General features: G+C 67.0%; 11 protein-coding genes. All 11 read right to left on the bottom strand.

All coding sequences use genetic code 11. The annotated features are described in order from the left end of the window. Positions 1 to 2: 2 nt before the first annotated feature. The 11 genes from ACCC94_RS01465 to rsmH are packed head-to-tail and all read right to left on the bottom strand — an operon-like array spanning position 3 to position 12898. Entirely contained in the window at positions 3 to 950 is a 948-nt protein-coding gene (locus ACCC94_RS01465; RefSeq protein ID WP_413347706.1) for a D-alanine--D-alanine ligase, read from the bottom strand. Then, positions 947 to 2401 (bottom strand): UDP-N-acetylmuramate--L-alanine ligase, encoded by a 1455-nt coding sequence (gene murC / locus ACCC94_RS01460; protein ID WP_413347705.1) that lies wholly within the window; start codon positions 2399 to 2401, stop codon positions 947 to 949. Before murC ends, ACCC94_RS01465 begins: the two co-directional genes overlap by 4 nt. Continuing rightward, positions 2394 to 3467 carry an undecaprenyldiphospho-muramoylpentapeptide beta-N-acetylglucosaminyltransferase gene (gene murG, locus ACCC94_RS01455; RefSeq protein ID WP_413347704.1) on the bottom strand — a complete coding sequence of 358 codons (1074 nt, stop codon included), beginning with the start codon at positions 3465 to 3467 and terminating at the stop codon, positions 2394 to 2396. Before murG ends, murC begins: the two co-directional genes overlap by 8 nt. Continuing rightward, a complete protein-coding gene (gene ftsW / locus ACCC94_RS01450) occupies positions 3457 to 4656 on the bottom strand; it encodes a putative lipid II flippase FtsW (RefSeq protein WP_413347703.1) in 1200 nt (399 codons plus the stop codon). The genes murG and ftsW overlap by 11 nt, the downstream gene beginning before the upstream one ends. Next, positions 4656 to 6002, bottom strand: a complete 1347-nt coding sequence (murD, locus tag ACCC94_RS01445) for a UDP-N-acetylmuramoyl-L-alanine--D-glutamate ligase (protein ID WP_413347702.1) — start codon at positions 6000 to 6002, stop codon at positions 4656 to 4658. The genes ftsW and murD overlap by 1 nt, the downstream gene beginning before the upstream one ends. Positions 6003 to 6015: 13 nt before the next feature. Next, positions 6016 to 7098 carry a phospho-N-acetylmuramoyl-pentapeptide-transferase gene (gene mraY / locus ACCC94_RS01440; protein ID WP_017518103.1) on the bottom strand — a complete coding sequence of 361 codons (1083 nt, stop codon included), beginning with the start codon at positions 7096 to 7098 and terminating at the stop codon, positions 6016 to 6018. After that, complete coding sequence (locus tag ACCC94_RS01435; RefSeq protein ID WP_413347701.1) at positions 7099 to 8463, bottom strand: UDP-N-acetylmuramoyl-tripeptide--D-alanyl-D-alanine ligase; 1365 nt, start codon at positions 8461 to 8463, stop codon at positions 7099 to 7101. Continuing rightward, positions 8456 to 9919 (bottom strand): UDP-N-acetylmuramoyl-L-alanyl-D-glutamate--2,6-diaminopimelate ligase, encoded by a 1464-nt coding sequence (locus ACCC94_RS01430; RefSeq protein WP_413347700.1) that lies wholly within the window; start codon positions 9917 to 9919, stop codon positions 8456 to 8458. Before ACCC94_RS01430 ends, ACCC94_RS01435 begins: the two co-directional genes overlap by 8 nt. Then, positions 9919 to 11670, bottom strand: coding sequence for a peptidoglycan D,D-transpeptidase FtsI family protein (locus ACCC94_RS01425; RefSeq protein ID WP_413347699.1), 1752 nt, complete (start codon positions 11668 to 11670; stop codon positions 9919 to 9921). Before ACCC94_RS01425 ends, ACCC94_RS01430 begins: the two co-directional genes overlap by 1 nt. Continuing rightward, complete coding sequence (ftsL, locus tag ACCC94_RS01420; protein ID WP_259759399.1) at positions 11667 to 11960, bottom strand: cell division protein FtsL; 294 nt, start codon at positions 11958 to 11960, stop codon at positions 11667 to 11669. The genes ACCC94_RS01425 and ftsL overlap by 4 nt, the downstream gene beginning before the upstream one ends. Next, complete coding sequence (gene rsmH, locus ACCC94_RS01415; protein ID WP_413347698.1) at positions 11957 to 12898, bottom strand: 16S rRNA (cytosine(1402)-N(4))-methyltransferase RsmH; 942 nt, start codon at positions 12896 to 12898, stop codon at positions 11957 to 11959. The genes ftsL and rsmH overlap by 4 nt, the downstream gene beginning before the upstream one ends. Between the last annotated feature and the right edge of the window lie 6 nt (positions 12899 to 12904).

Raw genomic sequence — 12904 nt, 5'->3', positions numbered from 1 at the left:
ACTTACCCCCTTGCCTCGACGCTGTCGGCGAGGATCGCCAGCACCAGTTGCTGGAAATCCAGGCCGGCCGCGCGCGCGGCCATGGGCACCAGGCTGTGGTCGGTCATGCCCGGTGCGGTGTTCACTTCCAACAGCCAGAAACGCCCCTGGGCGTCCTGCATCACGTCGGTCCGACCCCAGCCCTGGATGCCGAGTGCATCGCAGGCGCGCGCGGTCAGGTCCTTGAGCTCCTGCTCCTTGTCGGCATCGAGGCCGCAGGGAATCTGGTACTGGGTATCGTTGGCCAGGTACTTCGCGTCGTAGTCGTAGAAGGTATGCGGGGTGCCCAGGCGAATGGGCGGCAGCACCTGGCCACGGAGGATCGCGACGGTGTATTCGGGGCCGCTGATCCACTGCTCGACGAGCACCTGCGGGTCGTACTTCGCGGCGGCAGCCCAGGCGGCGATCAGCTCTTCCACACTGTTCACCTTGGCCATGCCGATGCTCGAACCCTCGTTGGCCGGCTTGACGATCAGCGGGAAACCGAGCTTCGCCGCGGCGGCACGACAATCGTCCTCGCTGGCCAGCACGGCGTGGTCGGGTGTGGGCAGGCCGAGGCTGAGCCACACGCGCTTGGTGCGCAGCTTGTCCATGGCCAGCGCGGAGGCCAGCACGCCGCTGCCGGTATAGGGAATGCCGGCGATTTCCAGCAGGCCCTGCATGGTGCCGTCCTCACCGCCACGGCCGTGGAGGATGATGAAGGCGCGGTCGATCTTCTCGCGGGTCAGACGCTCCAGCAGATCGTCACCCACGTCGATGCCAAAGGCGTCCACGCCCGCGCCCTGCAGCGCCTGCAGGACCATGGCGCCGGACTTCAGCGACACCTCGCGCTCGGCGCTCCTGCCGCCGTACAGCACGGCGACGCGACCGAAGGCGCGGGGCTCGAGGGCGGATTTGAGGGCGTCACTCATTGCTTCTTCCCCTCGGCGCCAGCAGCGGCGGCGCCGAACATCGGATTCTTGATCAGTGCCGGAGCCAGCCCGCCGATATCGCCGGCGCCCTGGCAGAGCAGGATGTCGCCGGGTCGCAGCAGCGGTTTCAGCAGCGAAGCGAGGTCACCGCCACGCTCCAAGTAGATCGGGTCGAGCTGGCCGCGCTGACGGATGCTGTGGCACAGATGACGGCTGTCGGCGCCGGGAATCGGCTCTTCGCCGGCCGGGTAGACCTCCATCAGCATCAGCACGTTGGCCTCGCCCAGCACCTGCACGAAGTCGTCGTAGAGGTCGCGGGTACGGCTGAAGCGGTGCGGCTGGTAGACCATCACCAGACGGCGCTCCGGCCAGCCGCCACGCACGGCCTTGATCACCGCCGCGACTTCGCGCGGGTGGTGGCCGTAGTCGTCGACCAGCATCACGCTGCCGCCTTCCACCTGCAGGTCGCCATAGACCTGGAAGCGCCGGCCGACGCCCTGGAAGCCGGACAGGCCCTGGACGATGGCCTCGTCGGAGATGCCTTCGTCGGTGGCGATGACGATGGTCGCCAGGGAATTCAGCACGTTGTGCAGGCCGGGCATGTTCACCGAGACGTCCAGCGGCTCGCGCTCGGGGCGCAGCACGGTGAACCAGGTACGCATGCCTTCCTGGCGGATGTTGATGGCACGGACGTCGGCGTCCTCGCTCAGGCCGTAGGTGACGGTCGGGCGGGCAATCTGCGGCAGGATTTCGCGCACGACCGGGTCGTCCACGCAGACCACCGCCAGACCGTAGAACGGCAGGTTGTGCAGGAAGTCGACGAAGGTGCGCTTGAGCTTGTTGAAGTCGCCGCCGTAGGTGCTCATGTGGTCGGCGTCGATGTTGGTGACCACCGAGACCATCGGCTGCAGGTGCAGGAAGCTGGCGTCGCTCTCGTCGGCCTCGGCCACCAGGTAGCGGCTGGTGCCCAGCTGCGCGTTGGTGCCGGCGGCGTTCAGGCGGCCGCCGATGACGAAGGTCGGATCCAGGCCGCCGGCGGCGAATACCGAGGCGATCAGGCTGGTGGTGGTGGTCTTGCCGTGGGTACCGGCAACGGCGATGCCGTGGCGGTAGCGCATCAGCTCGGCGAGCATCTCGGCGCGCGGCACGACCGGCACGCGGCGATCCAGCGCGGCGGCGACTTCCGGGTTCGACTTGTTCACCGCGCTGGAAACCACCAGCACGTCGGCGCCGTCGGAGTTCTCTGCACGATGGCCGATGAAGATCTCTGCGCCGAATTTCTCCAGACGCTCGGTAACCGGCGAAGCCTTGAGGTCGGAACCGGAGACTTCGTAGCCGAGGTTGAGCAGCACTTCCGCGATACCGCACATGCCCACGCCACCGATGCCGACGAAGTGGATGCGGCGGATGCGCCGCATGGTGCGGGTGACGCCGGTGGGTTCTTTAACCACGGGCCACCTCCAGGCAGGCATCGACTACCGTGCGGGTAGCCTCGGGCTTGGCCAGGCTGCGTGCGCGAGCGGCCATGCGGGTCAGGGAATCGGGGTGCATCAATACCTCGGACAACTGCGCGGCCAGTTCGGCGGCGCTGGTAGATTTCTGTGGCAGCAGGTGGGCCGCGCCCTCCCGCACCAGGAATTCGGCGTTCTTGGTCTGGTGGTCGTCGATCGCGTGGGGCAGCGGCACCAGGAAGGACGGCAGGCCGGCGGCGGTCAGCTCGCTCACGGTCAGCGCTCCGGCGCGGCAGATCACCAGATCGGCCCAGGCGTAGGCAGCGGCCATGTCGGCGATGAAGGGAGCTACGTCCGCTTCGACACCGGCGGCGCGGTAACGCTCCGCAGTAATTTGGTCATGCTGACGACCGGCCTGATGGCGAATGGCCGGGCGAATCTCGGCCCCGATTTGCGCGAGCGCTTCAGGCAGCAGCTTGTTCAGCGGCTCGGCGCCCAGGCTGCCGCCCAGCACCAGCAGGTTGACGCGGCGGCCGGCCAGCGGCGCGCGGGCGCCCTCTTCAAGGAACAGCTCGACGCGCACCGGATTGCCGGTGGTCAGGCGCTTGGCGCTGCTGTCGAAGGTATCCGGGAAGGCTTCGCAGACCCGCTTGGCCAGCGGCGCCAGGCTGCGGTTGGCAGTGCCGGCGACGGCGTTCTGTTCATGGATCACCAGCGGCACGCCGGACAGCTTGGCAGCCAGGCCGCCCGGACCGGTGACGTAGCCACCCAGACCGAGTACGCAGACCGGCTTGAGCTGGCGAACCACGCCCAAGGCCTGGAACAGCGACTTGAGCAGGTCGAACGGTGCGCGCAGCAGCGACTTGACGCCTTTGCCGCGCAGGCCGCTGACGTTGATCAGGTGCAGCGGCAGGCCGGCCTTGGGTACCAGGTCGTTCTCGATGCCGCGCGGGGTGCCCAGCCAGTGCACGCTGTAGCCGCGCGCCTGGAACTCACGGGCGCAGGCCAGGGCCGGGAACACATGTCCGCCGGTACCGCCCGCCATGATCAGGACGTTACCTTTCATCGGCAAAGTCCTCTTCGCTGAATTCATATTCCTCGCTGCCCATCACGGTGCGGCGTTCCCATTCGATGCGCAGCAGCATTCCCAGCTGGGCGCAGCAGATCACCAGGGAGCTGCCGCCGTAGCTGAGGAATGGCAGGGTCAGGCCCTTGGTCGGCAGCAGGCCGACGTTCACGCCCACGTTGATCAGGAACTGGCCGATCCACAGGAAGGCCAGCCCGTAGGCGACGTAGGCGGAGAAGTACTGTTTCGACTGCTCGGCCCAGATGCCGATGTACAGCGCGCGCAGGCTGACGAAGACGAACAGGGCCACGGTGGCCATGGCGCCGACGATGCCCAGTTCTTCCGCGAGCACGGCGAACACGAAGTCGGTGTGCGCCTCGGGCAGGTAGAACTGCTTCTGGATGCTGTTGCCCAGGCCCATGCCGGTCCAGCCGCCGCGGCCGAAGGCAATCAGCGCCTGGCTGAGCTGGTAGCCCGCGCCGAACTGGTCGGCCCAGGGATCGGTGAAGTTGGTCAGGCGCGCCATCCGATAAGGCTGGGTCTGGATCAGCAGCACCACGGCGCCGACTGCCAGCGCGACCATCAGGCCGAAGCGGAACAGGCCCACGCCGCCGAGGAACAGCATCGCGGCAGCCGCGCCCATCATCACCACGGTGGCGCCGAAGTCCGGCTCGCGCAGCAGCAGGCCGGCCATCGGCAGCAGCACCACGAAGGGCTTGAAGAAGCCCAGCCAGCTCTCGCGCACTTCTTCCTGGCGGCGTACGAGGTAGCCGGCCATGAAGATCACCACGAAGACCTTGGCGATCTCCGAGGGCTGGATGTTGAACAGGCCGAAGCCGATCCAGCGCATGGAGCCGTTTACCTCGCGGCCGATGCCGGGGGTGATCACCATCACCAGCAGCAGGAAGGCCACGGCCAGCAGCTTCCAGCCCCAGCGCTGCCAGGTTTCCATCGGCACCATCATGGTCACGCCGCAGGCGACGAAGCCGATGGCGAGGTAGATCAGGTGGCGGACCGAGAAGTACAGGGGGTTGCCGGACTGCGCCGCGGCGACTTCGGAGGATGCCGAAGTGACCATCACCAGGCCGAGGCCGAGCAGCGCCAGACAGCCCGCGAGCAGCGGGAAGTCGACGTCGATGCCGTTGCGGCTGATCAGCGGGGACGGATAGGGGCGCAGGAAGGAGAACATCAGGCGAGCTCCTCCACGGCCTTGGCGAACAGGCGTCCGCGTTCCTCGTAGTTCTTGAACATGTCCAGGCTCGCGCAGGCCGGCGACAGCAGCACGGCGTCCCCGGGCAGAGCCAGGTCGGCAGCGTGCTCGACGGCTTCGTCCAGGGTATTCACGCGGACCTTGGGCACGGCGTTGCCAATGGCGGCGCCGACCAGCTCGGCGTCACGGCCCAGCAGCACCACCGCGCGGCAATGCTGCGTGACCGGGTCACGCAGGTCATGGAAGTCGGCGCCCTTGCCGTCGCCACCGGCGATCAGCACCAGCTTGCCGTCGATGTCGGCGCCCAGGCCTTCGATGGCCGCCAGGGCGGCGCCTACGTTGGTGGCCTTGGAATCGTCGTAGTAATTCACGCCGTTGCGCTCGCGCACCCATTGGCAGCGATGGGCAAGACCGGCGAATTCGCGCAGGGTCTGCAGCATCGGCTCGAACGGCAGCCCGACGGCATGCCCCAGCGCCAGCGCGGCCAGGGCGTTGGACTGGTTGTGCGCACCACGGATCTTCAGCTCGCGGGCCGGCATCAGCTTGTCGAACTGGAACGCCAGCCACTTCTCGCCGTCTTCCTCGATCAGGCCGAAAGCCTTGAAGTCCGGTTTGTTGGTGCCGAAGGTCCAGCACGGCACGTTGTCGGCGATCAGCGGACGGCTCAGCGCGTCGGCGCGGTTCACCACGACCTGTCTGGCGCCGCGGAAGATGCGGTGCTTGGCCAGGTGGTAATCGGCCATGCCGTCATAGCGATCCATGTGGTCTTCGCTGACGTTCAGGCAGGTGGCGACCTCGGCGTTCAGGCGCTCGCAGGTCTCCAGCTGGAAGCTGGACAGCTCCACCACGTAGAGCTCGACGTCGTCGGCCAGCAGGTCCAGCGCCGGGGTGCCGAGGTTGCCGCCAACGGCAACGCGCTTGCCGGCGGCCTTGGCCATGTCGCCCACCAGGGTGGTGACGGTGCTCTTGGCGTTGGAGCCGGTGATGGCGACTATCGGCGCCTTCGCGTGACGCGCGAACAGGTCGACGTCACCGGACATGCGCACGCCACGGGCAGCTGCTTCCACCAGCGCGGGAACACGCAGCGACAGGCCGGGGCTCACGTAGAGCTCCTGGGCGCGGCAGAGGAAATCGGCATCGAGGTCGCCACAGCGCACCTCGACCTGCGGGTACTGCTCGCGCAGGGTCGCCAGCTCCGGCGGATTCGCGCGCGTATCGGCCACGGCAAAGGGCACGCCCTGGCGCGCCAGGTAGCGCACCAGGGACATGCCGCTCTTGCCGAGGCCGACAACGATGCGGAATTGGTCGGAAGCGATCAGGCTCATGCTCGATCAGTCCTCAACGCAGTTTCAACGTGGCCAGGCCGATCAGCACGAGGATCACCGTGATGATCCAGAAGCGCACGATCACGCGCGGCTCCGGCCAGCCCTTGAGTTCGAAGTGGTGGTGGATCGGCGCCATGCGGAATACGCGCTTGCCGGTCAGCTTGAAGGAGGCGACCTGGATCACCACCGACAGGGTTTCCATGACGAACACGCCGCCCATGATGAACAGCACGATTTCCTGGCGGACGATCACGGCGATGGTGCCCAGCGCGGCACCCAGCGCCAGCGCGCCGACGTCACCCATGAAGACCTGGGCCGGATAGGTGTTGAACCAGAGGAAGCCCAGGCCGGCGCCGACGATGGCGCCGCAGAAGATGATCAGCTCGCCCGCCCCCGGCACGCTCGGGATGAACAGATATTCGGCGAATTTGATGTTGCCCGACAGGTAGCAGAAGATCCCCAGCGCGCCGCCAACCATCACGGTCGGCATGATCGCCAGGCCGTCGAGGCCGTCGGTCAGGTTCACCGCGTTGCTGGAGCCTACGATCACGAAGTAGGTCAGCACCACGAAGAAGATGCCCAGGGGGATCTCGACGTTCTTCAGCATCGGCACGATCAGGGTGGTCTCGACCGGGGTCTCGGCAGTCATATAAAGGAAGACCGCCGCGCCCAGGCCGAACACCGACTGCCAGAAATACTTCCAGCGGCTCGGCAGGCCGCGGGAGTTCTTCTCGATCACCTTGCGGTAGTCATCTACCCAGCCAATGGCGCCGAACAGCAGGGTCACGGCCAGCACGACCCAGACGTAGCGGTTCGACCAGTCCGACCAGAGCAGGGTGCTGATGGCGATGGCGGTGAGGATCAGCGCGCCGCCCATGGTCGGCGTGCCTTTCTTGGACAGGTGCGATTGCGGGCCGTCGTTGCGCACGGCCTGACCGATCTGGCGGATCTGCAGGGTGCGGATCATCCACGGGCCCAGCCAGAGCGACAGGGCGAGCGCGGTCAGCACGCTCAGGATGCCGCGCAGGGTCAGGTACTGGAAGACGCCGAAGCCCTTGTAGAACTGTTGCAGGTACTCGGCGAGCAGCAGCAGCATTTAGTGACTCTCCTCGGAGGAACCACAGAGCGCCGCGACGACTTTGTCCATCGCCGCGCTGCGGGAACCCTTGATCAGAATGGTGGTTGTCGAAGCTTCGTCGGCCAGGGCACTGATCAGGCTGGCCTGATCGGCGAAGTGCCGGCCCGCGGAACCGAACGCCTGCACGGCGTGGCTCATCAACGGTCCGACGGCATAGAGCGCGGTAACCTTGCCAATGGCGTAGGTTCCTACTTCGCGGTGGGAAGATTCCGCCCAGGCACCCAGCTCGCCCATGTCCCCGAGGACCAGGACGGTCCGGCCGGAAAAGCCGGCGAGTATATCAATCGCCGCGCAGATTGAAGCCGGGTTGGCGTTGTAGCTGTCGTCGATCACGCGCATGCCATTCGTCGCGAGCTGGGCTACGGCGCGCCCCTTGACCGGCTGCAGGTTCTGCAGGCCGGCAACGATCCCGACCAGCGGCACGCCCAGGGCGTGAGCGGCGGCGGCGGCGGCCAATGCGTTCGTGACGTTGTGCTCACCCAGCAGATTCAGCTGAACGGCAGCCTCGCCAGCCGGCCCCTGCAAGGTGAAGCCAGGGCAACCGCGGGCATCGCGCTTCACACCGCTCGCGCGGAAGTCGGCGCGAGTGTCGTGCAGGCCGAAGCTGGAAACACGGCGACCCGCGGCGCGGGCCTGCCAGGTGTCGAAGGCCTTGTCGTCGCGGTTGAGGACGGCCACGCCGTCGGCAGCCAGGCCTTCGAGGATTTCGCCCTTGGCCAAGACGATTTTGTCCTGCCCGCCGAACTCACCCACATGGGCGGTGCCGGCGTTGGTGATGATGGCGACCTGCGGGCGGGTCAGCGCGACGGTGTAGGCAATCTCGCCGACACGGTTGGCGCCCAGCTCGATGACTGCGCTCTTGTGCTCCGGGGCCAGTTGCAACAGGGTCAGCGGCGCACCGAGGTCGTTGTTCAGGTTGCCGCGCGTGGCGAGGACTTCGCCCTGGGTCCGCAGGATGCTGGCGAGCATCTCCTTCACGGTGGTCTTGCCGCTGGAGCCGGTAACGGCGGCCACGCGGCCGGCGAAGGCGGCGCGGTTCAACGCGCCGAGCTGGCCCAGCGCGATGCGGGTGTCTTTGACGACCAACTGCGGCAGCGGCGCACCGGCGACTTCACGTTCGACCAGAGCCGCGACCGCGCCCTTGGCAGCGACGTCGGCCAGATAGTCGTGGCCGTCGAAACGCGGGCCGGTCAGGGCAATAAACAGCTGGCCTGGCGCGATGGCGCGGCTGTCGGTGCTCACGGCGTCGAAGCTGACGTCGTCGCCGACCACAAGGCCTTGCAGCGCAGCAGCGACCTCGTTGAGCGAAAGGGGCTTAAGCACGCTTCACCTCCCAGGCAGCCAGCGCCTTGGCGGCTTGTTCCAGATCGGAGAACGGGTGACGAACACCGTCGATCTCCTGGTAATCCTCATGGCCCTTGCCAGCCAGCAGCACGACATCGTCCACCCCGGCAGAGGCAATCAGTCGGGCGATGGCCTCACCGCGACCGGGAACGAACTCGACCGCGTCAGGTTTGGCGAAACCGGCACGGATGTCGGCGATGATCGCCTCGCTCTTCTCGGTGCGCGGGTTGTCGTCGGTGACCAGCACGCGGTCGGCATGCTGCTCGGCGATCTGCGCCATGATCGGGCGCTTGCCGCTGTCACGGTCGCCGCCGCAGCCGAACAGGCACAGCAGTTGGCCGCGCACGTGCGGGCGCAGGGCCAGCAGAACCTTTTCCAGCGCATCCGGGGTGTGGGCATAGTCCACAACCACCAGCGGCTTTTCACCGCCACCCAGGCGCTGCATGCGGCCGATGGGGCCTTCCAATTGCGGCAGCACCTTGAGCACGTCGCCCAGCGGGTGGTCCAGCCCCAGCAGCGCGCCGACCACGGCCAGCAGGTTGCTCAGGTTGAACTTGCCCAGCAGCGAGCTGCGCAACAGGCCTTCACCCTGCGGGGTGACGATCTGCGCCTGCACGCCGGCGTCGCTGAACTTGGCTTCGCGGCAATAGACGTAGGCCGACGGGTCGCTCAGGCTGTAACCCATAAGGCGGGATTCGTGGGGCTCGGTGGCCAGCTGGCGGCCGAAGTCGTCGTCCAGGTTGACCACCCGGCAACGCAGCCCCTGCCAGGCGAACAGCTTGGCCTTGGCGGCGCCGTAGGCCTCCATCGAGCCGTGGTAGTCCAGATGGTCGCGGGACAGATTGGTGAACACCGCCACGTCGAAGCCCAGCGCCGCGACGCGGCCCTGATCCAGGCCGTGCGACGACACTTCCATGGCCACGGCCTTGGCGCCGGCCTGCTTCAGGCGGGCCAGGGTCGCCTGCACGGCAAGCGGGTCAGGCGTGGTGTGACGGCCGCTTTCCAGCGCGCCATAGAAACCGGTGCCAAGGGTGCCGACGATGCCGCAGCGCTCGCCGAGCAGGTCCAGCGCCTGGGCCACCAGCTGGCTGACGCTGGTCTTGCCGTTGGTGCCGGTTACGCCGACCAGATCGACGCCACGGCTGGGCTCGCCATAGAAGCGTCCAGCGATAGCGGACAGCTGTTTGGCGAGGCCCTTGATGGCAATCATCGGCACATCGCTGGGCGGCAGGTCGACTGCACCTTCTGCTTCATATGCAATGGCGGCAGCGCCCTGGGTGAGCGCGGCGGCGATGTGCGCGCGACCATCCTGGCGACCACCCGGCACAGCCAGGAACAGGTCGCCCGGTTTGACGGTGCGGCTGTCCAGGGTCAGTTCGCGGATCAGTTCGCCGCTTTCGGCCTGCGGCAGCAGTTGATTCAGGCTCATCGGCATCAGCCACGCCCTCCTTTGGCAGCGGGCGCAGCATCGGCTTGTTGCTGCGGAGTGGCCGTCGGCAGGTTATCCGGCGGCACGTTCATCAGGCGCAGCGTGCCGGACATCACCTTGCTGAACACCGGCGCGGAGACCAGGCCACCGAAGTAGCCGGCCTTGCTGGGCTCGTCGATGACCACGACAGCGACATAACGGGGATTGCTCATCGGCGCGAAGCCGGCGAACAGGGAGCGATAGGAGTTCTCGGCATAGCCCTTGGCGCCGGTCGCGGTCTTGCGCGCGGTACCGGACTTGCCCGCCACGTGATACCCCGGAACCTGGGCGCGGTACACCCCGTTCGGCGCTTCGATCACCTGCTGCAGCATGCCCTGCATGGTCTTGGCGACCGGCTCGGGGATGACCTGGGTCGCGTCCGGCTGGCGATCGGCACGAACCATGGTCAGCGGCACGCTGCGGCCATTGTTGGCCAGCGCTGCGTAGGCGTGGGCGAGCTGGATGGCGGTGACCGACAGGCCGTAGCCATAGGACAGGGTAGCCGTCTCGGCCTTGCGCCATTCCCGGTAGTTGGGCAGGTTGCCGACGCGCTCGCCGGGGAAGCCCAAGCCGGTGTCCTGGCCGAGGCCGACCTTCTGCATCAGGCTGTAGATGGCCTCGCCGCCGATATCGAAGGCAACCTTGCTCATGCCCACGTTACTGGAGCGGATCAGGATGCCGGTCAGGTCCAGCACCGGACCTTCGGTGCGGGATACGTCGCGAATGGTGTAGCGGCCGATCTGCAGGGTGCCGGGGTAGACCTCGACCTTGTCGGTGGGCTTCCAGCGGCCGGTTTCCAGCGCCGCGCTCATGGAGAACGGCTTCATGGTCGAGCCCGGCTCGAACACGTCGATCATGGCGCGGTTGCGCATCATCGCCGGCTGCAGGTTGCGGCGGTTGTTCGGGTTGTAGGTCGGCTGGTTGGCCATCGCCAGCACTTCGCCGGTCTTCACGTCGAGGATCACCAGACTGCCGGCCTTGGCGCCGTTCTCCACCAGCGCGTTGCGCAGCTCGCGGTTGGCGAGGTACTGCAGGCGCAGGTCGATGGACAGGGCCAGGGTCTTGCCGGCCTTGGCGTTGCGGGTGACCTGGACGTCGCGGATCAGGTGACCGCGGCGATCCTTGAGCACCTGACGCTTGCCCGGCACGCCGGCCAGCCAACTGTCGAAGGCCAGCTCCACGCCTTCACGGCCGCGGTCGTCGACGTCGGTAAAGCCCACCACCTGCGCGGCGACTTCGCCGGACGGGTAGAAGCGGCGGAATTCCTCGACGGAATAAACGCCGGGGATGCGATGGGTCTTCACCTGGGCCATCACGGCCTCGCCCTGCTCCGGGGTCAGCCCCCGAACCAGGTAGATGAATTCCTTGTCGGCGTTCGCTTCCAGGCGCTCGGACAGCGCCGCCTTGGGCTGACCCAGGGCATCGGCGAGGAAGCCCCACTTCTCGCGTTCGAGCACCAGCTCCTTCGGGTTGGCCCAAAGGGTAGCGACCGGGGTACTGACAGCCAGCGGCTCGCCGTTGCGGTCAGTGATCAGGCCACGGTGCGCGGGAATGGTGATGTGCCGCACGCTGCGGGCATCGCCCTGGCCCTTGAGGAAATCGTGATCGATGACGTGCAGGTCGACGATCCGCCAGGCGATCGCCGCCACCATCGCCAGCAGCAGGGCGATGACGACGCGGAAGCGCCAGGGATAACGAGCGCCGGCCAGGTCTTTCATGGCGCCACCATGATGATTTCGGTCGGATCGGGCACGCGCATCTTCAGCTGGTCGGTCGCCAGGGCCTCGATGCGGCTGTGGGCCGTCCAGGTGCTCTGCTCGAGGATCAGGCGGCCGTATTCGGCCTGCGCCTTGTCACGCACGTTGAGCTCGGTGTACAGCGAGTTGAGCAACTGGCGGTTCCAGTAGGCGCTGTAGGACACCGATATGGCCGACAGCAGCACGCCGATGAACAGCAGCAGCATGAAGAAGCTACCGGTGGGCAGGCGCTTGGAGAAGAGACGGCTCATCTGAGCTTCTCCGCGATGCGCATGACCGCGCTGCGCGAGCGCGGGTTGGCCTTGAGTTCGGCCTCGGAGGCGTAGACCGGCTTGCCGATCAGCTTCAGGCGCGGCTCGAAGGGCTTGACCCGGATCGGCAGGTTGCGCGGCAGGTTGTCCGCCTCGCCCTTCACCTGCTTGCGCATGAATTGCTTGACGATGCGGTCTTCCAGCGAGTGGAAGCTGATCACCACCAGGCGCCCGCCCACGGCGAGCCCCTCAAGGGCAGCTTCGAGGCCGCGCTCCAGGTCGCCCAGCTCGTTGTTGATGAAGATGCGCAGTCCCTGGAAGGCACGGGTAGCCGGGTTCTTGCCCTTCTCCCAGGCCGGATTGGCCTCGGTGATCACGGCGGCCAGGTCGGCGGTACGCTCGAATGGCTTTTCCGCACGGCGCTGCACGATGGCGCGAGCCATGCGCTTGGCGAAACGTTCTTCGCCGTAATCCTTGAACACGCGGGCAATCTCGTCTTCCGCTGCCGTGGCGATCCACTGCGCGGCGCTGACGCCCTGGTCCGGGTTCATGCGCATGTCCAGCGGGCCGTCGTTGAGGAAGCTGAAGCCGCGCTCGGGGTCATCCAGCTGCGGCGAGGACACGCCCAGATCCAGCAGAATGCCGTTCACGCCGCCCTGCAGGCCGCGGGCGGAGAACTCCTCGCCCATCTCGGCGAAGGACCTTTGCACAATGACGAAGCGGCCGTCTTCGGCCGCCAGTGTTTTTCCCGTCGCGATGGCTTGCGGGTCCTTGTCGAACCCGAGCAGTTGACCGCCCGGGCCGAGCTTGCCGAGCAAGGCCCGGCTGTGCCCTCCCCTGCCGAAGGTTCCGTCCACATAGCGGCCGCCCTCCAGGGGGGCCAGCGCTTCGACGGCCTCCTCGAGCAGAACGGTGATGTGTTGGAAGGTACTGGTCACAGGCAG

The sequence above is a fragment of the Pseudomonas sp. Pseusp97 genome (genome assembly GCF_047304025.1).
Lineage (GTDB): Bacteria > Pseudomonadota > Gammaproteobacteria > Pseudomonadales > Pseudomonadaceae > Pseudomonas.
Note: the sequence above shows the minus strand (reverse complement) of the source record. Positions and strands in the feature narration are given on the sequence as shown.

What these genes read in the sequence shown, in the direction of transcription:
- ACCC94_RS01465 (WP_413347706.1), bottom strand. Translation starts at nt 950, where the DNA reads ATGAGTGACGCCCTCAAATCCGCCCTCGAGCCCCGCGCCTTCGGTCGC.
- murG (WP_413347704.1), bottom strand. Translation starts at nt 3,467, where the DNA reads ATGAAAGGTAACGTCCTGATCATGGCGGGCGGTACCGGCGGACATGTG.
- ftsW (WP_413347703.1), bottom strand. Translation starts at nt 4,656, where the DNA reads ATGTTCTCCTTCCTGCGCCCCTATCCGTCCCCGCTGATCAGCCGCAAC.
- murD (WP_413347702.1), bottom strand. Translation starts at nt 6,002, where the DNA reads ATGAGCCTGATCGCTTCCGACCAATTCCGCATCGTTGTCGGCCTCGGC.
- mraY (WP_017518103.1), bottom strand. Translation starts at nt 7,098, where the DNA reads ATGCTGCTGCTGCTCGCCGAGTACCTGCAACAGTTCTACAAGGGCTTC.
- ACCC94_RS01430 (WP_413347700.1), bottom strand. Translation starts at nt 9,919, where the DNA reads ATGCCGATGAGCCTGAATCAACTGCTGCCGCAGGCCGAAAGCGGCGAA.
- ACCC94_RS01425 (WP_413347699.1), bottom strand. Translation starts at nt 11,670, where the DNA reads ATGAAAGACCTGGCCGGCGCTCGTTATCCCTGGCGCTTCCGCGTCGTC.
- ftsL (WP_259759399.1), bottom strand. Translation starts at nt 11,960, where the DNA reads ATGAGCCGTCTCTTCTCCAAGCGCCTGCCCACCGGTAGCTTCTTCATG.